General features: G+C 73.7%; 18 protein-coding genes. 4 read left to right on the top strand and 14 right to left on the bottom strand.

Going from position 1 to position 24453, the window contains the following annotated elements:
- Positions 1-56: 56 nt before the first annotated feature.
- From ACFXPX_RS28590 to nrdR, 3 genes are all read right to left on the bottom strand, one after another.
- Entirely contained in the window at positions 57-818 is a 762-nt protein-coding gene (locus ACFXPX_RS28590) for an SDR family oxidoreductase (RefSeq protein WP_380643981.1), read from the bottom strand.
- Positions 819-994: 176 nt separating this feature from the next.
- Positions 995-3892 (bottom strand): vitamin B12-dependent ribonucleotide reductase, encoded by a 2898-nt coding sequence (locus tag ACFXPX_RS28585; RefSeq protein WP_380643980.1) that lies wholly within the window; start codon positions 3890-3892, stop codon positions 995-997.
- 238 nt (positions 3893-4130) lie between these two features.
- A complete protein-coding gene (nrdR, locus tag ACFXPX_RS28580; protein WP_360237507.1) occupies positions 4131-4628 on the bottom strand; it encodes a transcriptional regulator NrdR in 498 nt (165 codons plus the stop codon).
- Between the two features lie 529 nt (positions 4629-5157).
- On the opposite strand from nrdR, the gene lexA reads away from it, so the two are divergent.
- Entirely contained in the window at positions 5158-5853 is a 696-nt protein-coding gene (lexA, locus tag ACFXPX_RS28575; RefSeq protein ID WP_350507843.1) for a transcriptional repressor LexA, read from the top strand.
- A gap of 108 nt (positions 5854-5961) precedes the next feature.
- On the opposite strand, the gene ACFXPX_RS28570 is transcribed toward lexA, so the two are convergent.
- Genes ACFXPX_RS28570 through ACFXPX_RS28550 form a run of 5 tightly spaced genes read right to left on the bottom strand, consistent with a single transcriptional unit; the run spans position 5962 to position 13821 of the window.
- On the bottom strand, positions 5962-8091 hold the full coding sequence (locus tag ACFXPX_RS28570; protein ID WP_375889353.1) for an ATP-dependent DNA helicase: 2130 nt from the start codon (positions 8089-8091) through the stop codon (positions 5962-5964).
- A gap of 12 nt (positions 8092-8103) precedes the next feature.
- On the bottom strand, positions 8104-9939 hold the full coding sequence (locus tag ACFXPX_RS28565) for an IucA/IucC family protein (RefSeq protein ID WP_380643979.1): 1836 nt from the start codon (positions 9937-9939) through the stop codon (positions 8104-8106).
- A complete protein-coding gene (locus tag ACFXPX_RS28560; RefSeq protein WP_375889357.1) occupies positions 9917-11335 on the bottom strand; it encodes a lysine N(6)-hydroxylase/L-ornithine N(5)-oxygenase family protein in 1419 nt (472 codons plus the stop codon). The genes ACFXPX_RS28565 and ACFXPX_RS28560 overlap by 23 nt, the downstream gene beginning before the upstream one ends.
- 9 nt (positions 11336-11344) lie before the next feature.
- Positions 11345-12019, bottom strand: a complete 675-nt coding sequence (locus ACFXPX_RS28555) for a GNAT family N-acetyltransferase (protein WP_380643987.1) — start codon at positions 12017-12019, stop codon at positions 11345-11347.
- A complete protein-coding gene (locus tag ACFXPX_RS28550; protein ID WP_375889465.1) occupies positions 11911-13821 on the bottom strand; it encodes an IucA/IucC family protein in 1911 nt (636 codons plus the stop codon). Before ACFXPX_RS28550 ends, ACFXPX_RS28555 begins: the two co-directional genes overlap by 109 nt.
- A 255-nt stretch (positions 13822-14076) precedes the next feature.
- On the opposite strand from ACFXPX_RS28550, the gene ACFXPX_RS28545 reads away from it, so the two are divergent.
- Together ACFXPX_RS28545 and ACFXPX_RS28540 are read left to right on the top strand one after the other, a co-directional pair.
- Positions 14077-15255, top strand: coding sequence for a trypsin-like serine peptidase (locus tag ACFXPX_RS28545; protein WP_380643978.1), 1179 nt, complete (start codon positions 14077-14079; stop codon positions 15253-15255).
- 28 nt (positions 15256-15283) lie between these two features.
- Positions 15284-16468: a trypsin-like serine peptidase gene (locus tag ACFXPX_RS28540; RefSeq protein WP_380590469.1), complete on the top strand. Its 1185-nt coding sequence runs from the start codon at positions 15284-15286 to the stop codon at positions 16466-16468.
- A gap of 72 nt (positions 16469-16540) precedes the next feature.
- On the opposite strand, the gene hflX is transcribed toward ACFXPX_RS28540, so the two are convergent.
- From hflX to miaA, 5 genes are all read right to left on the bottom strand, one after another.
- The gene (gene hflX / locus ACFXPX_RS28535) at positions 16541-18043 is read right to left on the bottom strand and encodes a GTPase HflX (protein WP_375889364.1); all 1503 of its coding nucleotides are present in this window, start codon (positions 18041-18043) and stop codon (positions 16541-16543) included.
- Entirely contained in the window at positions 18040-20382 is a 2343-nt protein-coding gene (locus tag ACFXPX_RS28530) for a RelA/SpoT family protein (protein WP_375889366.1), read from the bottom strand. Before ACFXPX_RS28530 ends, hflX begins: the two co-directional genes overlap by 4 nt.
- 167 nt (positions 20383-20549) lie before the next feature.
- On the bottom strand, positions 20550-21464 hold the full coding sequence (gene dapF / locus ACFXPX_RS28525; RefSeq protein ID WP_375889369.1) for a diaminopimelate epimerase: 915 nt from the start codon (positions 21462-21464) through the stop codon (positions 20550-20552).
- 47 nt (positions 21465-21511) lie between these two features.
- On the bottom strand, positions 21512-22024 hold the full coding sequence (locus ACFXPX_RS28520) for a hypothetical protein (RefSeq protein ID WP_375889370.1): 513 nt from the start codon (positions 22022-22024) through the stop codon (positions 21512-21514).
- 239 nt (positions 22025-22263) lie between these two features.
- Positions 22264-23199: a tRNA (adenosine(37)-N6)-dimethylallyltransferase MiaA gene (gene miaA, locus ACFXPX_RS28515; protein ID WP_380643977.1), complete on the bottom strand. Its 936-nt coding sequence runs from the start codon at positions 23197-23199 to the stop codon at positions 22264-22266.
- A 179-nt stretch (positions 23200-23378) separates the two neighbouring features.
- Between miaA and ACFXPX_RS28510 the strand changes: the two genes are divergently transcribed.
- Positions 23379-23624 (top strand): antitoxin, encoded by a 246-nt coding sequence (locus ACFXPX_RS28510; protein ID WP_380526486.1) that lies wholly within the window; start codon positions 23379-23381, stop codon positions 23622-23624.
- Positions 23625-23648: 24 nt separating this feature from the next.
- Here the strand turns inward: ACFXPX_RS28510 and ACFXPX_RS28505 are convergent, their stop codons facing one another.
- Complete coding sequence (locus tag ACFXPX_RS28505) at positions 23649-24347, bottom strand: hypothetical protein (protein ID WP_375889376.1); 699 nt, start codon at positions 24345-24347, stop codon at positions 23649-23651.
- Positions 24348-24453 lie beyond the last annotated feature (106 nt).

Below are 24453 nucleotides of genomic sequence, written 5' to 3'. Positions count from 1 at the left end.
AATGTCAACCCTGGTTGACAACTGCGTGGCAGTTCGGCCGAGCGGCGGGCCCCGGCTCAGCCGAACCGCCGCGCCAACGCCTCCTCGAAGGTCCCCCGCCCCACCGCCCGCTCCGGCGTCGTCAGCCCACCCGCCCGCAGGGCCCGGCCCACCGCCCCCGGCACCCGCAGCGGCAGCACCGGCCGCCGCCGACCCGCCGCCCGCAGGTACGCCTCCGCCAGCTCCCGGTACGACCGCACCCGCGGCCCGCCCACCTCCGGCGCGAACCCGGCCGGCTCCCGCCCCACCAGCTCCACCAGCCGCTCCGCCACCTCCCGGACGTCCACCGGCTGCACCCCGGCGCCGCTCACCACCGGGAACACCGGCAGCCGCGCGCTCAGGTCGAAGGCCTTGAACAGCAGGTCGTGGAACTGCGTCGCCCGCAGCACCGTCCACCCCAGCCCCGACTCCCGCACCACCCGCTCGCAGTCGAGCTTCGCCCGGTAGTACCCGAGCGGCACCCGGTCGATCCCCACGATCGACACGTACACCAGGTGCCGCACCCCGGCCCGCCGGGCCTGCGCCACCAGCCGCCCGACCCCCGCCACGTCCTTCCGCCCCTGCGTGGTCGCGCAGTCCAGCACCGTCTCCACCCCGCCCACGGCCGCCGCGATCCCGGCCCCGCCCACCAGGTCCCCGACCACCCACTCGACCCCGTCACCCGCCGCCCGCGCCCGACGGCTCAACCCCCGCACCGCCACCCCGCGCGCCACCAGCAGCCGCACCACCTCCCGCCCCAACGTCCCCGTCGCCCCGGTCACCAGCACCGTCCCCGTCACCGCACCACTCCTCTCACCGAACGCCGAGCACCCGCGCACCCGTACACCCCCTACGACCGACCACCACCCCCATCCGTGACATCGGCGCCCCGGGACAACGAGAAGAGGCGGGGCGAGGACGTGAAGTCCTCGCCCCGCCTCAGCGGTTGCTCACCCGCGCGGGGTCAGCGCTGCGGTCAGCTGCAGCCGCTGGTGGAGCCGCAGCCCTCGCAGAGGTAGCAGCTGCCGGCGCGGCGCATCTTGGTGCCGCAGGAGAAGCAGAGCGGCGCGTCGGCGTTGAGGCCGAGCTGGATCTCCATCAGCTCCGTGGAGTTGTGGGCCTGCTTCGGGGCCGCCTTGGGCGCCTCGACGGCCGGGGCGGGGGCCGGGGCCGGCTTGGCCGCGGCGACCGGGGCGGACTGGGCGAGGGACTCGGTGTCGAGCTCCTCGGCCTCCAGCGGCTCGTAGGAGCCGGTCTCCAGGTGGCGGGTGCGCTCCTCGACGGAGTGGATCCCCAGCGCCGAGCGGGTCTCGAACGGCAGGAAGTCCAGCGCCAGGCGGCGGAAGATGTAGTCGACGATCGACTGGGCCATCCGCACGTCCGGGTCGTCGGTCAGGCCGGCGGGCTCGAAGCGCATGTTGGTGAACTTCGAGACGTAGGTCTCCAGCGGCACGCCGTACTGGAGGCCGACCGAGACGGCGATGGAGAAGGCGTCCATCATGCCCGCGAGGGTCGAACCCTGCTTGGACATCTTCAGGAAGACCTCGCCGAGGCCGTCGTCCGGGTAGGAGTTGGCGGTCATGTAGCCCTCGGCGCCACCGACCGTGAAGGAGGTGGTGATGCCCGGGCGGCCCTTGGGCAGGCGCTTGCGGACGGGGCGGTACTCGACGACCTTCTCGACCACGGCCGCGGGGGCGGGGGCCTCCTCCGCCTTGGCCTCGGTCTCGGAGTCCTTCTTCTTGGCCGAGAGCGGCTGGCCGACCTTCGAGTTTTCGCGGTAGATGGCGAGCGCCTTGACGCCCATCTTCCACGCCTCGAAGTAGATCTCCTCGACGTCCTCGACGGTCGCCGTGGCGGGCATGTTCACGGTCTTGGAGATGGCGCCGGAGATCCACGGCTGGATCGCCGACATCATCCGCACGTGGCCCATCGGGGAGATGGAGCGCTCGCCCATCGCGCAGTCGAACACCTCGTAGTGCTCGGTCTTGAGGCCCGGCGCGTCCACCACGTTGCCGTGCTCGGCGATGTGGGCGACGACCGCCTCGATCTGCTCGTCCTGGTAGCCGAGGCGCTTGAGGGCGCGCGGGACGGTGCCGTTGACGATCTGCATCGAGCCGCCGCCGACGAGCTTCTTGAACTTGACCAGGGCGAGGTCGGGCTCGACGCCGGTGGTGTCGCAGTCCATCATCAGGCCGATGGTGCCGGTCGGGGCGAGGACCGAGGCCTGGGCGTTGCGGAAGCCGTTCTGCGCGCCGATGCGCAGCACGTCCTGCCAGGACTTGTTGGCCCGGAGCCAGACCGGGGCGTCCAGGTCGTCGAAGGAGACGGCGTCCAGGGAGGCGTCGGCGTGCTGCTTCATGACCCGCTGGTGGGCGGTGGCGTTGCGGGCGTAGCCGTCGTACGGGCCGACGACGCCGGCGAGTTCGGCGCCGCGGCGGTAGGCGGTGCCGGTCATCAGCGAGGTGATGGCGCCGGCCAGGGCGCGGCCGCCGTCGCTGTCGTAGGCGTGGCCGGTGGCCATCAGCAGGGCGCCGAGGTTGGCGTAGCCGATGCCGAGCTGGCGGTAGGCGCGGGTGGTCTCGCCGATCTTCTCGGTGGGGAAGTCGGCGAAGCAGATGGAGATGTCCATCGCGGTGATGACCAGCTCGACGACCTTGGCGAACCGCTCCGCGTCGAACGAGTCGTCGTCGCGCAGGAACTTCATCAGGTTCAGCGAGGCCAGGTTGCAGCTGGAGTTGTCCAGGTGCATGTACTCCGAGCACGGGTTGGAGGCGTTGATGCGTCCGGACTCGGGGCAGGTGTGCCACTGGTTGATGGTGGAGTCGTACTGGATGCCGGGGTCGGCGCAGGCCCAGGCGGCCTCGGCCATCTTGCGGAACAGCTTCTTGGCGTCGACGGTCTCGATGACCTCGCCGGTCATCCGGGCGCGCAGGCCGAATTCGGTGCCGTTCTCGACGGCGGTCATGAATTCGTCGTTGACGCGGACCGAGTTGTTGGCGTTCTGGTACTGGACGGACGTGATGTCGTCGCCGCCGAGGTCCATGTCGAAGCCCGCGTCGCGCAGGGCGCGGATCTTCTCCTCCTCCTTCACCTTGGTCTCGATGAAGGCCTCGACGTCCGGGTGGTCGACGTCCAGCACGACCATCTTGGCCGCGCGCCGGGTGGCGCCGCCGGACTTGATGGTGCCGGCGGAGGCGTCGGCGCCGCGCATGAAGGAGACCGGGCCGGAGGCGTTGCCGCCGGAGGAGAGCAGCTCCTTGGAGGAGCGGATCCGGGAGAGGTTGAGGCCGGCGCCGGAGCCGCCCTTGAAGATCATGCCCTCTTCCTTGTACCAGTCGAGGATCGACTCCATGGAGTCGTCGACGGACAGGATGAAGCAGGCGCTGACCTGCTGGGGCTGCTTGGTGCCGACGTTGAACCAGACCGGCGAGTTGAAGCTGAACACCTGGTGGAGGAGGGCGTGGGTCAGCTCGTGCTCGAAGGTCTCGGCGTCGTCCTTGGTGGCGAAGTAGCCGTGCTTCTCGCCGGCCGCGCGGTAGGTGAGCACCACGCGGTCGATGATCTGCTTGAGGCTCCACTCGCGCTGGGGGGTGCCGACGGCGCCGCGGAAGTACTTGGAGGTGACGATGTTGACGGCGTTGACCGACCAGAAGTCGGGGAACTCGACGCCGCGCTGCTCGAAGTTGATGGAGCCGTCACGCCAGTTGGTCATGACGACGTCGCGCCGCTCCCAGCTGACCTCGTCGTACGGGTGCACGCCAGGGGTGGTGTGGATGCGCTCGATCCGGAGACCGCCCTTGGGGGCCTTGGCACCCTTGGTCACGGCCTTCTCGGACCTCGACCCGCGTGCGGAACCGCTCGTGGTGTCTGTCACTTCTCGCTCCTCCTCCTGGGCAAACGCCCGAAGTGCCCCGAAAAATCCGGGCACCGCTGGTTCGTTCTTCCGGTGTGCGGGCAGACGGGACCCCGTCCGCTTACGCACGGTTTGTAGTGTTCTGTGCCCCGTTTTCGGGCACGCGTGGGCCCACGCGGGGCCGGTGTGGTGCTACCGGCCCACGGGGGCCGCATGGTGGTGGCTCCTGGGCGGGCCCGCGTGGGGCCCGGCGCGCCTCCTAGGGCGCGGCGGCGGGAACGGGCACGCAGGTGCCGTCCGCCTCGGGGGCGGGCCGCTCGGCGCGGATCTCCGCGATGGCGGCCTCGAAGTCCTCGAGTCCGTCGTACGCCTGGTACACGCTGGCGAAGCGCAGGTAGGCGACCACGTCGAGGTCCCGCAGCGGGCCGAGTATGGCCAGCCCGACGTCGTGGGTGGTCAGCTCGGCGCTGCCGCTGGCCCGCACGCACTCCTCGACCCGCTGGCCGAGCTGGGCGAGGGCGTCCTCGGTGACCGGGCGGCCCTGGCAGGCCTTGCGGACTCCGGTGATGACCTTCTGCCGGGAGAACGGCTCGGTGACGCCACTGCGCTTGATGACCATCAGCGCGGCCGTCTCCACGGTGGTGAAACGGCGACCGCAGTCCGGGCACTGTCGACGACGGCGAATGCAGCTGCCGTCCTCGGTGGTCCGACTGTCGACGACGCGGCTGTCGGAGTGCCGGCAGAAGGGGCAGTGCACCTGGGGATCCCTCCCTGGCAGGACGTGCGGACCGGTTGAGTCTATGCGATGCGCCCCCGCCTTCGGCAAGCTGATCATGCGGCGCGACCACTAGTACTGGGCACGGAGAGGACTCTAGCCACTACATCTAGGTCTCGGGGGGAGGTGACACCCCTGGCGTGTCGGCGCCGATTAGACTTCCGGAGTCGACATCCGGTCGAACATTTACTCGATGTACAACAAAGCCTTGATCGAGTCAGTCAACTCCCGAATAATTCACTCGAACGTGTGTTTGGCGCAACCTTTCGATAGGAGGCGCGTTGGGTTGGAAAAGGGGAGAGGACAGCCGTCGAGAGGGGCCGCCGTGAACACCGTCGAAACCAACACCATCCCGGTGCAGGAACACTCCCAGTTCAAGGTGGGGCAGCGCACCACGAATCAGCAGAGCGTGGACATCAGCATGGACCGCAGCGAAGACCACCGCCTCTCCGGCCCGGCCGTTTCCACCACGGGCCGCGTCCCCGACCAGCCGATCGAGCACTCCCCCACCATGGACGACACCCATCCCTCCCCGGCCCGCTCGATGCCCGGCCGCCCCCCCGGCATCCGCACCGACGAGGCCGGGCTCACCGAGCGCCAGCGCCGGGTGATCGAGGTCATCCGCGACTCCGTCCAGCGCCGCGGCTACCCGCCGTCCATGCGCGAGATCGGCCAGGCCGTCGGCCTGTCCAGCACCTCCTCGGTCGCCCACCAGCTGATGGCCCTGGAGCGCAAGGGCTTCCTGCGCCGCGACCCGCACCGCCCGCGCGCCTACGAGGTCCGCGGCGTCGAGGTGGCCCGCCCCAACACCGCCGAGACGGCCGGGCGGCCCTCCACCTCCTACGTGCCGCTGGTCGGCCGGATCGCGGCCGGTGGTCCGATCCTGGCCGAGCAGACGGTCGAGGACGTCTTCCCGCTGCCCCGCCAGCTGGTCGGCGAGGGCGAGCTGTTCGCCCTCACCGTGCGCGGCGACTCGATGATCGAGGCGGCCATCTGCGACGGCGACTGGGTCACGGTGCGCCGCCAGCCGGTCGCCGAGAACGGCGACATCGTGGCCGCCATGATCGACGGCGAGGCCACCGTCAAGCGGCTCAAGCGCGAGGACGGCCGGATCTGGCTGATGCCGCACAACCCGGCCTACGAGCCGATCAACGGCGACAACGCCACCATCCTGGGCAAGGTGGTCGCGGTCCTGCGCCGCCTCTGACGGCGACACCCGGCCGCCACCGCGAGCGGTCGGCACGACGACGGGAAGGGGCTCCACCGCGTCAGCGGGGAGCCCCTCCGTCCGTCCTGCGCCACGCGCCGGGGCCGCTCAGCCCCGCTTCACCACCGGCCGCACCGGCGCCGCCGAGGCGTCGATCGCCGCCAGCGAGCGCCGCACCTGGTTGCGGTCCGTGGTGTACCAGAACTCCGGCATCGAGGACCGGAAGAAGCCCCCGTACCGCTTGGTCTCCACCCGCGGGTCGAGCACCGCGACCACGCCCCGGTCCTCCGCCGCGCGCACCAGCCGGCCCGCGCCCTGTGCCATCAGCAGCGCCGCGTGGGTCGCCGCGACCGCCATGAAGCCGTTCCCGCCGTGCTGTTCGACGTCCTTCTGGCGGGCGCTCATCAGCGGGTCGTCCGGCCGGGGGAAGGGGATCCGGTCCATCACGACCAGCTGGCAGGCCGAGCCGGGCACGTCCACGCCCTGCCAGAGCGAGAGGGTGCCGAACAGGCAGGTGGTGGCGTCCGAGGCGAACTCGCGGATCAACTCGCCGAGGGTGTCCTCCCCCTGGAGCAGGATCCGGTGGTCGAGCCGCTCCCGCATCGCCTCGGCAGCGGCCTGGGCGCCGCGCATCGAGGAGAACAGGCCCAGGGTGCGCCCGCCGGCCGCTTCGACCAGCTCGGCCAACTCGTCCAGCATGTCGGGCCGTTCGGGGTCGCGCCCGGGGTCCGCGAGGTGCTTGGCCACGTACAGGATGCCCTGCTTGGGGTACTTGAACGGCGAGCCGACGTCGATGCCCCGCCAGTGCGGGACGGCGTCCTCGCCGAAGCCGGAGCCGGCCTCCGGGTTGTCACCGGGGGTGCGCCGGTCCGGCAGCCTGGTCTCCTTGGGCAGGCCGAGCGAGCCGGCCACGCCGTTGAAGTCCCCGCCGAGCTTGAGGGTAGCCGAGGTCAGGACGACCGAGCGCTCCTTGTACAGGCCCTCGCGCAGCAGCCCGGACACGCTCAGCGGCGCGACCCGCAGCGAGGCGGTGCCCAGCCCGTAGCGGTCGCTGCGCTCGATCCAGACCACGTCGTACTCGGAGCCCTCCAGCAGCCGGTCGGCCGTCTCGTGCAGGGTCTCGGCCGAGGCCATCGCCTGCTTGCGGACGGCGTCCTCGTCGCTGAGGCCCTTGTCCCGGGTCTCGCCGAGCGAGGTGATCACCTGCCGGGAGGCGTCCCGGATCGCGGTGACGGCGTAGGCCAGGTACTCGGGCAGTTCCTCGACCCGGCCGGGCTGGGCGGTCTCCATCAGGCCGTGGTAGTTCTCGGCGGCGGCCTGCAGCGCGTCCACGGCCTTCTCGTTGGCCAGCCGGGCGGCCCGCTTGACCGCCCGGTTGACGGCGCCGACGGTCAGCTCGGCGGTGGCCGCGCCGGTGACCCGGTTGACCAGCTCGTGCGCCTCGTCGACGATCAGCAGCCCGTGCTCGGGCAGCACCGGCGCGCCCTCGATCGCGTCGATCGCGAGCATCGCGTGGTTGGTGACCACGACGTCCGCGAGCTTGGCCCGCTCCCGGGCCTTCTCCGCGAAGCACTCCTGCCCGTACGCGCAGCGGGTCGCGCCCAGGCACTCCTTGGAGGTGACGGAGAGCTGCGCCCAGGCCTTGTCCGAGACGCCGGGGCTCATGTCGTCCCGGTCGCCGGTCTCGGTCTCGTCGGCCCAGTCGCGCAGCCGGAGCACGTCCTGGCCGAGCTTGCCGGTGGGGCCGCCGAGCGCGTCGACCGGGTCGAACAGGCCCTCGCCCTCCTCGCTCGGGGTGCCCTCGTTGGCCCGGTGCAGGCACAGGTAGTTGGAGCGGCCCTTGAGCATCGCGTACAGCGGGCGGCGGCGCAGCACCGGGTGCAGCGCCTCGACCGTGCGCGGCAAGTCCCGTTCCACCAGCTGGCGTTGCAGGGCCAGGGTGGCGGTGGCGACCACCACCCGGTCGCCGTGGGCGAGGGCCGGCACCAGGTAGGCGAGGGACTTGCCGGTGCCGGTGCCGGCCTGGACGAGCAGGTGCTCGGAGTGGTCGACGGCGTCGGCGACGGCCTCGGCCATCCGCATCTGGCCGGGGCGCTCCACACCGCCGACGGCCTCGACCGCGGCGTGCAGGAGCTCGGGAATCCGCGAGCGCGGGACGGCGACGGCTTCCTCGGCCGCGTCGCCGAGGTCCGTCGCCCGCTGGGATTCGGAGTCGTGGGATTCGGAGTCGTTCGTCATGACCCTTCCACCCTACGGGGCGGGGGTGACAATCCGATCCCGTTGTCCGGGGCGGGGGCCGGGCGGCCGCACCTCCACGCCGACCAGGGCGTTCGGCACGGTGCCGTGCCGGACGGCGTGCGGGCGGTGCGGGCGGTCCTGGTAGCCGTCCATGAGCAGCCGGTTGCGGTTGAGGCAGAGCCGGTCGATCCGGGGGCGGAACAGGTCGAACAGGTCGAAGCGCTCGCGCAGCTCGGGGAAGCGGGCCTGGTAGCGGTGGATCTCCGCGCGCAGCAGGGCCCAGAACTCGGTCTCGGCGAGGCCGGCCTGCGCCTCCAGCAGCGGGGCGAGGTAGCGGAAGACGCCGATGAACAGCCCGGAGTGGATGAACTGGCACAGCCCCTGGGGGTTCTCCCGCAGCAGCACGTCGGCGACCTCGGGGGGCAGCGCGCGCAGCTCGGGGAGGTCCTGGTCGCTGAGGTTGACGTCGTCGACGAAGTCCTTGACCGCGAGCCGGGTCGGGGTGCCGCGGTCGTCGAAGACCACGACGGCGTTCTCGCCGTGCGGGGAGAAGACCAGTCCGTAGCGGTAGAGGAAGTGCAGCAGCGGCGGCAGCAGCGCGGCGAACAGCCGGGCGGTCCACCCGGCGGGGGTGAGGCCGGAGCGGGCGATCAGTTCGACGGCGAGGGCGCGCCCGTCGGAGCCGCTCTGCAGCAGGGCGGCGAGGGTGCGGGCGCGCTCGTCGCCGGCCAGGAAGGGGCCGAGCGGTTCGCGCCAGATCGCGCCGAGCAGTTCCTTGTACTGGTACGGCGAGTCGGGCATCTCCCGGTAGAGCGGGTGGTCGACGGTGACGGAGGCGATCTCGCCGAGCAGGATCACCCGGCACTCGTCCCGCAGGTACGGGTCGGCGTCGCGCAGCCCGTGCAGCCAGGCGGTGACGGCGGGCGCGGCGAGGGTGCGTTCGACCGGCAGCCCGCGCCAGACCAGGGTGTTGAGGATGGACAGCGGCAGCTTGACGGTGCAGCGCTCGGGGTGGGCGGTGTTGAAGAAGGAGCGGATGGACTGCTGGGGCAGCCGTGGGTCGCCGTCCGAGGCCAGCGGGACGATCTCGCCGGAGGCGATCCAGGGCGCGAACAGCGGCAGGACCGTCTCGTCCCACTGCCAGGGGTGGACGGGCAGCAGCAGGTAGTCGTCGGCGTCGGCGCCGAGCGGGGCGCGCAGTGCGGCCTCGTCGTCCAGTTCGCGGGCGTACAACTGCTCGGGGCGTTCCAGGCCGGGCACGCCGCGGTACTCGGCGAGCCGGCGGTGGACGGCGATCCAGGGCAGCGGCCGGGGGCTGCGGGCCTCCGGGGCCCAGCGGGCGGCGTCGGTGCCGGAGAAGCCGATCCGGCCCTTGCTGGGGACGATCCACGGGTGGCCGCTCTGCCGGCCCTCCAGGGCGGGGTGGTCGAGGTCGGCGAGCTCGGCGGCGGTGAGCGCGGTGGCGAGCTGGCGGGCGTCGGCGGTCAGCGTGGCGGACAGCTCGCGGACCAGGTGGGCGGTGGTGTCGCCGCGCATCCCGAGCGCGTCCCGGGCGTACGGGAGGAAGCGCAGCGGGTCCAGGCCGTCCGGGCGGGAGCAGCGGATCGACCCGGGGTCGACCTGCCAGCTGTCGTAGGCCCCGCGCCGGGCGGCGAAGCGGTACTCGGCCTCGGGGAGCTTCAGCAGGTACTCGCCGTCGAGGGGGCCCGGGACGGGCTTGAGCAGGTCCTCGTAGGCGAACTCGCCGAGCATCTTGGCCAGCAGGGCGCGGCCGGCCCGCTGCCAGTGCCCGGCGGTGAGGTGCGGGGGCAGGTAGAGCGGCGGTTCAGCGGCCGACGGTTGCGGCACGGGTCAGCTCCTGGGGGTGGGGGACGACGGGGGTCTGCTCGATCGGAGCGCCTACGGGCCCGGCCGCGGCCGGCGCCCCGGGCGGCGCGAAGCCGGTCCAGGCGGTGCGGTCGGGCAGCCGGTGGACGGTCCGGCCGGTGACGGCGTTGAGGATGACGGCGGCCCGGTGGGCGCCGAGGCCGAGGTCGGGGGCGCCGACCCCGTGGGTGTGGAGTTCGGCGTTCTGGACGTAGAGGCCGCCGGTGAGCTCGGGCCGGGTGGCGACCCGGTGGTCGAGGTCGACCCGGTAGCGCCCGGTCTCGTCCCAGTCGATCAGGTGGGCGAGCGGTTCGAGCGCGGCCGGGCGGGCGGCGCGGTAGCCGGTGGCGAGCACCACGGCGTCGGTGCGCAGCACGTGTTCGGCGCCGGAGTCGGTGTGCCGGCAGTCCAGTTCGAGTCCGCCGCAGGGCCCGGGCCGGGCCGCGGTGACGGCGGTGCCGGGGGTGATCTCGACCGGGGCGGTGTCGATCGGGCGGCCGATGGTGCGCTCGTAGAGGTGGTCGTGGATCTCGGCGAGGGTCTCCGCGCTGGCGGCCTTGTGCAGCTGCCACTGGGCGGTGACCAGGGCGTCCCGGACCGGGCCGGGCAGGCCGTGGAAGTAGCGGGTGTAGTCGGGGGTGAAGTGTTCCAGGCCGAGCTTGGAGTACTCCATGGGGGCGAGCGCCCGGGTGCGGGTGAGCCAGCGCAGCCGGACGCCGTCGTCCTGGTGGCGGCGGAGCAGGTCGAGGAAGACCTCGGCGCCGGACTGTCCGCTGCCGACCACGGTGATGTCGCGGGCGTCCGCGAGCTCGGCCCGGCGGTCCAGGTACTCGGCGGAGTGGAAGGCCCGCGGGCGGTCGGCCAGGGCGGCGAAGGCCTCGGGGAGCACCGGCCGGGTGCCGACGCCGAGCGCGAGGTTGCGGGCCCGTACGGCGGTGCGCCGGCCGGTCGCGGTGTCGGTCAGCTCGGCCCGGAACAGCGGGCCGTCCCGGTGCAGGGCGGTGACCTCGGTGCCGAAGCGGCAGTTGGGCAGCCGGTCGGCGGCCCAGCGGCAGTAGTGGTCGTATTCGCGGCGGGGCAGCTGGAAGCGTTCGGCGAAGTAGAACGGGAACAGCCGGTCCTGGGCGCGCAGGTAGTTGAGGAAGGACCACGGGTTGGTCGGGTCGACGAGTGAGACGAGGTCGGCCAGGAAGGGCACCTGCATCCGGGCGCCGTCCACCAGCATGCCGTGGTGCCAGCGGAACTCGGGGCGCTGGTCGCAGAAGAGCGTGCGCAGCCCGGGTACCGGCTCGGCGAGGGCGGCGAGCGAGAGGTTGAACGGGCCGATGCCGACGCCGAGCAGGTCGTAGGGGGGTTCGTGGGGTGTCGAGGTGTCCACAGGGGTGTCCTAGGCGGGGAGTGGCGCTTCGCGGTCGCGCACCATCAGCGCGGCGCGCTTGTCGGGCAGGTCGAGTTCGGCGGCGGCCCGGAATCCGGCCCGTTCGAAGGCCCGGACCGAGCGCCGGTTGCGGACGTCCGGTTCGGCCACCACCCGTTGGCAGTCGGGCCGGTGGCGCAGCACGAGGGCGGCGACGGCGGCCAGCAGCTGGGCGCCGAGGCCGCGGCCGCGACTGGCGGCCGGGCCGAGCAGCAGGTGCACGCCGGTGTCGTGCGGGCGGGCGGGGTAGTGCCCGGCGAGCGGGTCGAGGTCGGCGCGGTAGACCTCCCAGTAGCTCATCGGGGTGCCGTCGAGCAGTCCGAGGCAGGGCAGGCTGCTTCCGTCGCCGTCCAGTTGGGCCCGGACGTGCCGTTCGGTGACGGCGGGCGGCCCGGCGAGCTCCCAGAAGGCGTCGACCTCGGGGTCGTTCATCCATCCGGTGAGCAGCTCCAGGTGGTCGGGCAGCCGGACCGGGCGGAGCCGGAACCGGCCGGCCGGGGTGGGGACTTCGCCCCACCCGGGCAGCTCGTCGGGCATCAGGCGCCCGCCACCGGGTTGGGGATGTCCACGTACACGGACTGGGTGGCGACCGGGCCGACCAGTTCGTCGAGGCCGTTGATCCGGGTGAGCAGGTTGGCCTTGCAGGGCAGGGTGGGCGCGTCCAGCAGCAGGGCGGGCAGGGCGGAGCCGGTGGCGGCGGCCCGCGGGCCGGCCAGGAACCGGCGCAGCCCGGCCAGCAGCACCGTCTCCTCGGCGAGGCCCTGGGAGCCGAAGGCGCCGATCAGGCCGAGCACGTGGTTGATGCCGAGGTAGTAGGCGAAGTGGTGGTCGATGACGTCGTCCGGCAGGAAGGTGTCGCTCTGCTCACCGAGTCCGGGCAGCCGGGCGGTGAGCCGCTCGGCGGCGCTCTCCCGGTAGTAGTAGCCCTGGTTGTCGCGGTAGCGGCCGCCGCGGGGCCAGCCCTCGGCGTCCAGCAGGACGATGCTGTTCTGCTGGTGGGCCTCCAGGGCGATGCCGCCGTGGCCGTCCAGCCAGAGCACGGGCAGCACGACGGCGTCCAGGTAGCGCAGGAACCATTCGGCGGCCACGGTGCGCAGCGGGCGGCCGGTGCGGGCGGCGAGCGCGCGCAGGGTGTCGCCGAGGGCGGACGGCACGGTGGCGCCGGTGCCGCGCGGCTGTTCGGCGACGAACCCGGCGACGCAGAGGGCGCGTTCGGCCGGTCCGAAGGGCTGGGCGCGCAGCACGGTGTCCAGCCCGCCGGGGTCGCCGAGGTCGGGGTGGTCGACGCCGATCCAGGCGGGGTCGCGGACGATGTCGAAGCCGGGGTGGGCGGCCCGCCACTCGGCGGCGAGGCCGCTCTCCAGCAGCCGGTGCACCTCCAGGCCGCGGTGGAGTTCCTTGCGCAGGTTCTCCCGGCGGGAGTTGGTGATCCGCAGGCCGAGCGAGAGCTTGAGCATCCACGGGGTGCCGGGCCGGTAGACGGTGCGCACCGAGGAGGTGGGGTACCAGGGTTCGCCGGCCGGGCCGAGGTCGTGCAGCAGCCCGTCGGCGAGCAGCGCGGCGACGGTCGGGCGGTGGGCGAGCTCGCGGGCCTGCCAGGGGTGCAGCGGCAGGGCGGCGGTGCCGGGCGGCAGGGTCGCGTGGCCGCCGAGGAGGGCGGCGGTGATCCGGTCGGCGCTCTCGGCGACGGCGGAGCCAGCCGCGAGCAGGCCGCGGTCGACGGCGTACCAGTGGACCTGGAAGGAGCCGTGGAGTTCGGGCGAGTAGGCGGCGCTCTGGGCCGGTCCGAGGCCGTCGCGGCTCTTCGGGGTGGGGTGCAGGGGGTGGCCGAGCAGCAGGGCCTGTTCGGCGGCGAGGAAGGCGGAGCGTTCCGGCCCGCCGGGTTCGGCGGCGGTGCGGCGGTGGGCGAGGATCTCGGCGGTGCGCACCACCGAGTCGGCGACCCGGGCGGCGAGGTCGGCGACCTGCCCGGGGTCGGGCCGTTCGGCGGCCGCGGCGGCGAGCAGGGCGGCGGCGGTGACGGCGTCCACCGGGGCCGCGGCGCCGTCTCCCGCCGGGGCGCCGTCCCCGGCCGAGAGGGTGGCCGGGCCGAAGCGGTGCCAGCCGCCGGGCGACCAGTGCCGGACGGCGGCGGTGAGCCGGGCGGCCCCGCCGAGGACGTCGATCCGCAGTCGGCCGTCCGGCCCGGGGCGGGCCCCGGTCTCCCGGGCCCAGCAGCGCAACAGGGCTTCCAGGGCCGCCTGTTCGGCGGCGACGGCGGGGTCGGGGTGCAGCAGCGGGTCGGGCCCGGAGGCGGCCCGCTGCACAGTGGGCGGCGGTACGGGCGGGGCTCCGGTGAGGGCGGTGCTCAAGGCTGCTCCTTGGTGCGCGTGGGGGTGCGGACGCGCGCGGGTGGTGGAGAGGGTCGGCGGGCGCTCGCACCGTCGCGTCAGGTAAGGGTTACCTATCCCTGACGGGTGATCACAAGGACGGCTCACTCGTCCGGGTGAAGATCGGGGATAGTGCGTCACCGGGCGGGGCGGCCCTGCTGTGCCAACGACGGGGCCGGTTCCGCGTCACGGATCGGTGACCTCCGGGCGGTCGCGGAACCCGGGGGGCGGCCGCCGCCGTCCTCCACGGCGATGGAAGACTCCAGGGCGGCGGGCCGCCGCACCGAGGACCGACCCGACACCGTCCGACCGAGTACAGGGGGAAGCCCACCGATGCCACCGATCCACCGGTCAGCCCTGGCCGCCGCACTGGTCGCCGGAACGCTGCTGGCCGTCAGCGCCTGCGGACCGGACGGCCCGGCGGGCGCCGACCGGACCGTCGCCGCACCGCCGCCCAGCACGGACGCGAGCGGCTCCGCCGCCCCCGGCGGCGTCATCGGCGGGATCACCCTGCCGTCCGGCCTGCCGACCAGCCTGCTGGAGGGCCTGCCGAAGACCTGGGACGACCTCAAGAAGTGGAAGTACGACGACTGGGACAAGTGGGCGTCCAAGCACGTCTTCAACAACCCGGTGGTGAAGGACTTCTGGAACCCGGACAAGATGGGCGACGCCAAGCCCGCCGACCCGGCGCCGCCGACCGCCAAGCCGGCCGCCGCCGACGGCGTGACCGACCCGGAGCCGCCGGTGGTCAAGGCCGTCCAGGTGCCCCGCCCGTACCTCAAGCAGCCCTCCGGGAAGGTGTTCTTCTCCGCCCAGGGCGGCCGGGGCAACTGCTCGGCGACGGTGATCGCCGACCCCCAGCACCCGGGCAGGAGCAATCTGGTCTGGACGGCGGCCCACTGCGTGCACGAGGGCAAGGGCGGCGACTTCTACAAGAACCTGGTCTTCGTCCCCGCCTACAACGACTCGGGCGCCTCCAGCGGCGGCAAGAAGGCCCCGCTGTCCGACCTCGCCCCGCTGGGCACCTGGTGGGCCGACCAGATCGTCACCTCCCCGCAGTGGATGGTCGAGGGCGGGCAGACCGGTGACGCCGCCAACCAGTACGACTTCGCCGTGATGCGCGTGCACAACCAGAACGACACCGGCAAGTCCCTGGAGGAGACGGTCGGTTCGGCCGTCCCGGTGTGGTTCGACGCGCCCCGCGACCAGCTCAAGGTCTCGGCCACCGGCTACCCGCTGGTCAAGCCGTTCGACGGCCAGGAGCTGTACAAGTGCGACGGCGGCACGCCCGTCCGGCTGTCCTTCGACCCCAAGCGCCCGTCCATGCTGACCATCGGCTGCAACATGACCCAGGGCGCCAGCGGCGGCGGCTGGTTCGCCACCATGCCGGACGGGCGGACCGCCCTGGTCAGCAACACCTCGATCGGCACCCAGGAGCACACCTCGCTGAGCGGCCCGTACCTGGAGACGGTCGCCAAGCAGGCCCTGGACTGGATCTCCAGGAAGCAGTGACCGGCACCACCACGGGGGACTCCTCAGCTTGCGCACCATCAGCACCACCCGCACCACCGGCACCACCAGCACCACTGACTCCACCGGCACCACCCGCCGCACCCCCCGCACCGGGGGGCGGCGGGCCGCCGCGGCCGGCGCCGCGCTGCTCGCCGCCCTGACGCTCACCGCGGCCGCCTGCGCACCGGACGGCCCCGCCGCCCCCGCCCCCCCGCCCGCGGCACTGCCCAAGGCCGCGCCCACCAGCCTGGGCGACCTGAGCGGCTGGAAGCTGGAGGACTGGGCCCGCTACGTCGCCGACAGCGGCTTCGCCAACCAGGTGCCCCCGGGCTACTGGACGGCGGCCCGGACGGAGGCCGCCAGGGCCCGGCCCACCCCCGAGTACGTCCCGACCGCCGCCGCACCCCCCGGCGTCGACCGGGACGCCCCGCCGGCCGTCGTCCAGGCCCGGCCGCAGCCCCACCCGTACGGCCCGGACTCCGCCGTGGTCGGCAGGCTGCTGATGACCACGCCGCAGGGCGACGCGGCCTGCTCCGGCACGGTGGTCGCCGACCCGCTCAACCCGGGCCGCAGCAACCTGGTCCTCACCGCCGCGCACTGCCTGCACGACGGCAGGGGCGGCGGCTGGGTGAAGAACCTGGTCTTCGTCCCCGCCTTCAACCGGGACGGCCGGGCGGCCCGCGGCAAGCCGTACGACGAGCAGCAGGCCGCCCCGTACGGCCGGTGGACGGCGGTGCGCGCCATGGTGTCGCCGACCTGGCTCCAGGAGAGCGGGGTCGGCGCCCACGACCAGTACGACTACGGGATCGTCCGGGTGCGCGGCGAGTCCGCGGCCGGCCCGTCCCTGGAGGAGGCGGTCGGCGGTTCCGTCCCGGTCTGGTTCAACGCCCCGCGCGAGCAGATCACCGCGGCGGTGGTCTTCGGCTACCCGGTGGAGCGGCCCTTCGACGGCATGGAGCTGGAGCGCTGCGACTCCCCCGCCCCGCCGGGCCGGCTGTCCTTCGACCGGTCCCGCCCGCCGATGTACGCGATCGGCTGCTCCATGGGCGGCGGCGCGGGCGGCGGCGGCTGGTTCATCACCAGGGACGGCCGGCCCAACCTGGTCAGCGTCAGCTCGCTCGGCGGCCGCGGCCCGGCGGGCTACCGGGCCGGGCCGTCCCTCCAGGACCAGGCCAAGCAGGCCTTCGACTACTTCGCCAAGAACGTGAAGTAGCCCCCGGACGCGGTACGTCCGGGGGCCACCCCGACGAGCGGGGACGAGCGGGAACGAGCAGGAACGCGCCGATCAGCCCTGCAGGGCCACCGCGAAGTACTCCAGCTCGGCGGCCAGCTCGGCCGGCACCTTGGCGTGCACCAGCGTGCCGTCGGCCGTGTGCTCGGTGGCGATCAGCTCGCCCTCCTTGTGCACCCGGGAGACCAGCGCGCCCTGGGTGTAGGGCACCAGGGCCCGCACCTCGACGGCCGGTCGCGGCAGCTCGTCGTCGATGAGCCTGAGCAGCTCCTCGATGCCGGCCCCGCTGCGGGCCGACACCACGATGGCGTGCGGCTCGCGGCGCAGCAGGCGCTGCAGCACGTGCGGATCGGCGGCGTCGGCCTTGTTGATCACCACGATCTCCGGCACGTTCTGCGCGTCGACCGAGACGATGACCTCGCGGACGGCGGCCAGCTGCGTCTCCGGCTCGGGGTGCGAGCCGTCGACCACGTGCAGGATGAGGTCCGCGTCGGCGACCTCCTCCATGGTCGAGCGGAAGGCCTCGACCAGGTGGTGCGGCAGGTGCCGGACGAAGCCGACGGTGTCCGCCAGGGTGTAGAGCCGCCCGCTCGGGGTCTCGGCCCGGCGCACGGTCGGGTCCAGGGTGGCGAACAGCGAGTTCTCCACCAGCACGCCCGCGCCGGTGAGCCGGTTGAGCAGGGAGGACTTGCCGGCGTTGGTGTAGCCGGCGATGGCCACGGACGGCACCTGGTGGCGCTTGCGCTCCTGGCGCTTGGTGTCGCGGCCCTTCTTCATGTCGGCGATCTCCTTGCGGAGCTTCGCCATCTTCTCGCGGATCCGGCGCCGGTCGGTCTCGATCTTGGTCTCACCGGGACCACGGGTGGCCATGCCGCCGCCCGAGGAGCCGGAGCCACCGCCACCCATCTGCCGGGACAGCGACTGACCCCAGCCGCGCAGGCGCGGCAGCATGTACTGCATCTGCGCGAGCGAGACCTGCGCCTTGCCCTCCCGGGACTTGGCGTGCTGGGCGAAGATGTCCAGGATCAGGGCCGTCCGGTCGACGACCTTGACCTTGACCACGTCCTCCAGCTGGATCAGCTGGCCGGGGGTGAGCTCACCGTCGCAGACCACGGTGTCGGCGCCGCTGGAGGCGACGATGTCGCGCAGCTCCTTGGCCTTGCCGGAGCCGATGTAGGTGGCCGCGTCGGGCTTGTCGCGGCGCTGGATGACGCCGTCCAGCACCTCGGAACCGGCGGTCTCGGCGAGCGCGGCGAGCTCGGCCATCGAGTTCTCCGCCTCCTCCAGGGTGCCGTCCGTCCAGACGCCGACGAGCACCACGCGCTCCAGGCGGAGCTGGCGGTACTCGACCTCGGTGACGTCTTCGAGTTCGGTGGAGAGGCCGGCGACACGGCGCAGGGCGGCGCGCTCACTGCGGTCGTACTGGTCGCCGTCGTAGTTGTGGCCGAGGTCCTCGTCGATGGCCGCGAGGTCCTCGTCCATGAGGGCTTCCGCTCGCAGACCGTCGAGGCGGCGCGGGGCGTCGGCGTGGTCGCGGGCTTCGAACGTGGAGGTCATTCTGTCCTTTGGTCGCTGGATGGCTTCGGCGTGGTCCCTTGGATCCCACCGGGGCTCCTGTGCCCTGAGAACGCCGTGGACCGGCCGTGAATTCCCCACGATGGTCGCACGCCCGGTGCGGGCCGGTCACCCCCATTTCCACCGGAGTGGCGGGTCTGCGTCCCCTCGGGGGCGTGCGGGCGGCTGACGTCGTACACCCCGGAAACCTTGAGCATCGCCCGCATCAGGGCGGGCAGCGCGCCCGGCTCGGGCAGCTCGACGGTGTAGGTGTGCCGGACCCGCAGCTCCTGCGGCGGTTCGACCTCGGCGGAGACGATACCGACGCCCTCGGCGGAGATCGCCGCGGTGAGGTCGGCGAGCAGCCGGGGCCGGTTCAGCGCCTCGGCCCGCAGGGTCACCCGGTGGCCGGCCGCCGGGGCGTCCCCGGGCTGCCAGCGGACCTCCAGTTCGGCCCGCCCGTCGGCGCGCAGCCGCTGCCCGGCGGGGCAGGCGGTGCGGTGCACGGCCACCGCGCCGCCGCGGATCGGGTAGCCGGCCACCGCGTCCGGGGGCACGGGTGTGCAGCAGCGGGCCAGCCGCACCTGCGCCCCGGGCCGGCCGGCCACCACGACGGGGGCGGCGCGGCGCTCGCCGGGCCGGTGCGCGGGCGGGGCGGGCTGGCCGCCGGCCGGGCCGGTGCGCACCACCGGCAGCCGGGCCGGGTGGTCGGCCAGCCAGCGCTCGATGGCCAGCCGGGCGGCGGGGGTGCGGGCGTGCGCCAGCCACTCCGGGGACGGCCCGGACGGCTGGGCCCCGCCGCCGGGCGGGAGGCTCTCGGTGAGCACCGCCAGGACGTCCCCGTCCTGCAACGGGGTGGACAGCGCGGTGAGCCGGCCGTTGACCCGGGCGCCGATACATCGGTGGCCGGTCTCCTCGCCGAGCAGGTAGGCGGCGTCCACGCAGCTGGCCCCGGCCCTCAGCTGAAGCGTTTCACCGCTCTCCGTCACCACGGTGATCTCGCGGTCCCCGGCCAGGTCGGCGGTGAGCGCGGACCAGAAGGCGTCCGGGTCGGGGGTCTCCTGCTGCCACTCCAGCAGCCGGCTGAGCCAGCCGGGCCGGGCCGGGTCGGTGCGGTCCAGTTCGTCGGTGTCCTGGGCCGGACCGGCCGGGGTCGGGTCGCCGAGCGCGACCACCCCGGTCTCGGCCACCTCGTGCATCCGCCGGGTCCGCACCAGCACCTCGACCACCGCGCCGCCGTCCAGCGCGACGGCGGTGTGCAGCGACTGGTAGAGGTTGAACTTGGGGGCGGCGACGAAGTCCTTGAACTCCCCGGGCAGCGGCGTCCAGCAGGTGTGCAGCTCGCCGAGCACCGCGTAGCAGTCGGCGTTCTCCTCGACCACCACCAGCAGCCGCCCGAAGTCGGCCGGCTGCGGCTCCTGCGGCCGGCCGTCCCGCCCGGGCGCGGCGGCCCGCTTGATCAGCACCCGGTGCAGCGAGACGCAGTGCCGGGGCCGTACCGTCACCTCGGCGGCGACCCCGGTCTCGGCGAGCTGGCGGGCCAGCCGGCGGGCGAAGGGCTCCAGCAGGGCGTCCGGCTCGGCCTCGTGACCGGCCATCAGGCCCCGGGTGCGGGCGTGCTCCTCGGGGTGCAGGGTGGCGAAGACGATGTCCTCCAGCTCCGCCTTGAGCACCTGGATGCCGAGCCGCTCGGCCAGCGGGATCAGCACGTCCCGGGTGACCTTGGCGATCCGCACCTGGCTGGCCGGCTTCATGTGCCGGATGGTGCGCATGTTGTGCAGCCGGTCGGCGAGCTTGATCACCATCACCCGGACGTCGTCCCCGGTGGCGACCAGCATCTTGCGGAAGGTCTCGGCCTCGGCGGCGGCGCCGAAGTCGACCTTCTCCAGTTTGGTCACCCCGTCGACCAGGTAGGCGACTTCGGGCCCGAACCCGGCGCCCACCTGCTCCAGCGTCAACTCGGTGTCCTCGACGGTGTCGTGGAGCAGCGAGGCGACCAAGGTGGTCGTCCCGGCGCCGAGTTGGGCCAGGATCATGGTGACGGCCAGCGGATGGGTGATGTACGGCTCACCGCTCTTGCGCTTCTGGCCGCGGTGGCTGGCCTCGGCCAGCCGGTACGCCCGGGCCAGCAGGGCGAGGTCCGCCTGCGGGTGGTGCCGCCGGTGCACCTGGACCAGCGGTTCCAGGGCGTCCGGCACGGGCGGCCGGCCGGTGGCCAGCAGGGCGGCCCGCCCGGCCCGGCCGAGCGCGGCCCGGCCGAGCTCCCCCAGGGGCCTCCTGGCCCCGGCCTGCCGTGCGGTCGTCGGCTGCCCCGTGAGGGACTGCCCGGCTTCGATGGTCATCGGCACCTCCGGCAACGTCGCCGGGTGCGGCCCCTCCCCGTGGGGTGACCCGGTGGTCCATGCTACCGAGCAGAGCACGTTCCGCGACGCCGTGATTCCCGTCCGCGACCGGTATCACCCGATCGGGGGGATTCGTCACCGTACGAAGTGGGCAAACCGGGCCATCGCTACGAGGCCCGGGCGATCGACTCCCACCAGCGCGGGTCGATCCGCCCCTCCGCCACGATCACCGCCGGACCGGTCATCTCCACCCGGCCGTCCGGGTGCTCGGTGATGACCAGCCGGCCGCCCAGCACGTCCACCGTGTAGGCGACCGCCTCGCCGGTGACCGCCGGGTCCGCGCCGTCCCGGCGGATGGCCGCCACCGCGACGGCGCAGGCGCCGGTGCCGCAGGAGCGGGTCTCGCCCGAGCCGCGCTCGTGCACCCGCATCGCCACGTGCCGCGGGCCGCGGTCCACCACGAACTCGACGTTGACGCCCTCCGGGTAGGCGCCCGCGGGGCTGGTGAGCGGGGCGGTGAAGAGGTCCCCGGCGTGGTCCAGGCTCGCCACGAAGGCCACCGCGTGCGGGTTGCCCATGTTGACGTTCAGGGCGGGCCAGCGCCGCTCGCCGACCGCGACCTCGATGCCGTCCGGCCCGGGCAGCCTCGCCCGGCCCATGTCGACGGTGACCTCGCCGGGCGTGCCGTCCGCGGCGTCCTCGGCGACCGTCGCGGTGAGCACCCCGGAGCGGGTGGCGATCGCCAGCCCGCCGGGCTTCGCCAGGCCGGCCTCGACCAGGAAGCGGGCGAACACCCGCAGGCCGTTGCCGCACATCTCGGCGATGCTGCCGTCGGAGTTGCGGTAGTCCATGAACCACTCGGCCCGGTCGGCCTGGTCCGCGGCGGCCGGGTCGGCGGCCGCGCGCACCACGCGCAGCAGCCCGTCGCCGCCGATGCCGGCCCGGCGGTCGCACAGCGCGGCGACGGCCTCCGGGCCGATCTCCAGCACGCCGTCCGGGTCGGGCACGATCACGAAGTCGTTCTGGGTGCCGTGCCCCTTGAAGAAGGGGAGGCCGGCCCGCGGGGAAGAGGATGCGCTCACCCCACCGATGGTACTGAGGGCGGCGGCGGGGCAGGCCGGGGCCCGGCTCAGCGCAGGTAGGCGACCCGCCACACCGCGAGCGCGCAGGCGGCCAGGGCGATCAGGGTGTAGACCGCGATGGCCTTCCAGCCGGCCCGCTGCGCGGAGCCCCGGCGCGGCAGCCCCGGCCACTTGTAGCCGGCGTGCCGGGCGGCCATCGCGCCCCAGCCGAACGAGGCGGCGGTGAACAGCAGCCCGAGCATCCCGACCATGGTGGCCCGCGCCCCGGCCGAGCCGAAGGCGAGCGGGAAGGCGAACATCAGCGAGCCGAGGGTGCCGAGCAGGGCGATCGGCAGGGTCTGCCACCAGCGGAGCCGGCGCAGCGGCCGGATCTCCCGCTCGTGCACGGCGGCGTCCGGCGGGGTGCGGGTGTCCAGTGCGGGCACCGCGGCCGCGTACGAGGTCGGCGCCTCCAGGCCGGTCAGCACGGGGAGGTCGCCCCTGGTCGACTCGTCGAACTCCTCGGCCGGTGCGGTGACACTCCCGCTCTGGCCGGATTCGGGGCCGGTACCCGTCGACACGCGGCCTCCCCTGACAGTTCGACACGAGCGGACTCGCGGCCGGGCACGGTCGGCCCGCGCGGGCCGACCCTTACGGCATCGATGATGGCATGTCCAGAGGGGACGTTCGGGGCCTGACGGGGTCCTCGGGTGATCCGTGGCCATCACGTGATCGGGCCGTGACCCCCGGTTCGTCCTGCACGGTCGCCTGCGCGCGCAGCTGCACCGCCGAATTGGCCGGAACGGACCCCAGGGCCCGACTACGCGGCCGGAACCCCCTGACGGCCGATCAGTTCCAGGGAGCGTTCCAGCAGCTCGACCGGGTCGGTCCCGGCCGGGCGGGAGAGCCAGTGGATGCGGTCGTCCCGACGGAACCAGGACTCCTGCCGGCGGGCGAAGCGCTTGGTGGCCCGGACCGTCTCGGCCCGTGCCTCGTCCTCGGTGCACTCCCCGGCGAAGTGGTCGAGCACCTGCTGGTAGCCGAGCGCCCGGGAGGCGGTCCGGCCCTCCCGCAGCCCGACCCGCTCCAGCGCGCGCACCTCGTCCAGCAGTCCGGCCCCCCACATCCGGTCGACCCGCAGGGTGATCCGCTCGTCCAGCTCGGGGCGCGACACCGCGACGCCGATCTGCACCGCCTCGTAGACCGCGGTGTTGCTCGGCAGGTTGGCGGTGAACGGCTGCCCGGTGATCTCGATGACCTCCAGGGCACGGACGATCCGGCGCCCGTTGCCGGTCAGGATCGCCTCGGCGGCCGCCGGGTCCAGCCCGGCCAGCCGCCGGTGCAGCGCGTACGGGCCGTCCTGCTCCAGTTCGGCCTCCAGCCGGGCGCGGACCTGCGGGTCGGTGCCGGGGAACTCCATCTCGTCGATCGCGGCCCGGACGTAGAGCCCGGAGCCGCCGACCAGGACGGGGGTGCGCCCGGCGGCGAGCAGCCGGTCGATCTCGGCCCGGGCCAGCCGCTGGTACTCGGCGACGCTGGCGGCCTCGGTGACGTCCCAGACGTCCAGCAGGTGGTGCGGCACTCCCCCGCGCTCCGCCACGGTCAGCTTGGCTGTGCCGATGTCCATGCCCCGGTACAGCTGCATCGAGTCGGTGTTGATCACCTCGCCGCCGAGGCTGCGGGCGATGGCGACGGCCAGGTCGGACTTTCCGGCGGCGGTCGCGCCGACGATGCTGATCACACGGGAGCTGCTCACCGCTCCAGTCTCCCAAACCGTCGCGGCACCCGGGGCCGGGCTGCCGCCCGCCGCCGACTGCGCGAGGATGTGACTGTTCCCCGGACTGCCTCCGGCCTGCCCCGCACCCCGGCCCGGCTTTGCGAACTCTTGACCGGTCACGTGCGTTGTGCAGGAGACAGGGAACGAAGGAGATCACCATGGGCCTGATGGACAACCTCAAGGGCAAGGCCGAGGAGCTCAAGGAGAAGGCCAGCGAGCTCGCGGGCAAGCACAGCGACCAGATCGACCAGATGGTCGACAAGGCCGGCGGCGCGATCGACAAGGCGACCAAGGGCAAGTACAGCGACAAGATCGAGCACGGCGCCGACAAGGCCAAGGGCGCGGTGGGCGACTTCGCCCACAAGCCGAAGCCGGGCGACGGGGGCCAGCCCCCGCAGTCCTGACCGGCCGGGGCCCGGAGACGGGCCCTACGCCCAGGACGCCACGAAGTACCCGACCCCGTACGGCGCGTCCTGGTAGCCCAGCCGCGCGGTGAGGCCGGCGCCCTCGGCGGCGCCGGCCAGCACCTGCCAGGGCGCCCGGCCCTCGGCCTTGAGCTCGGCTGCCAGCGCCGGGTCCAGGGCCGCCAGGGCGGGCAGGTCGGCCGAGCCCAGGGCGGCGGCCAACCCGGCGTCGAAGCCCTCGGCCCGCTCGTCCAGGTAGCCGGGGGCCTTCAGCGAGCGGCAGGCGCTGCCGTCGCCGAGCACCAGCAGGGCGACCTTGTCGGCCAGCCCGGCCAGGCCCTGGCCGAGGCCGAGCATCCGGTCGACGGGGGCGTCCGCGGGCACCGCGCAGGCGTGCGTCGGCACGGTCACCCCGGCGCGCTCCAGCAGCCAGGCCCCGACGGTCAGCGAGGGCGCCAGCTCCGGCCCCTCGACCCGCCCGCCGGGCAGCTTGGCGACCAGCGGCACCCCGTAGCGGTGGAAGGACCCGGCCCCGCCCTCGGTCCACACCTCGGCCTCCGGCCCGGCGCCCACCACCACGACCAGCTCCGGCCCGGCCGCGACCAGCGCCGCCAGCGCCTCGTCACAGGCGGCGCGCAGCCCGTCCAGCTCGGGCGCGGCCCCGGCGGCGACCTCGGGGACGAGCAGCGGCGGACAGGGGCACACGGCGGCGGCTACCAGCATGCGGATCACCTTAGGGCCTGTCCGGCGGATCTTGCCAGGCGCGCGACGCCGGGCATCCCGCCTGGACGCACGCCCGAATCGCCCAAGTACGTCCAGTACGAGGCCG

This window comes from Kitasatospora sp. NPDC059146 (assembly GCF_042786665.1).
Lineage (GTDB): Bacteria > Actinomycetota > Actinomycetes > Streptomycetales > Streptomycetaceae > Kitasatospora.
The sequence above is the reverse complement of the archived record's forward strand: the minus strand, read 5'-3'. Positions and strand labels throughout refer to the sequence as shown.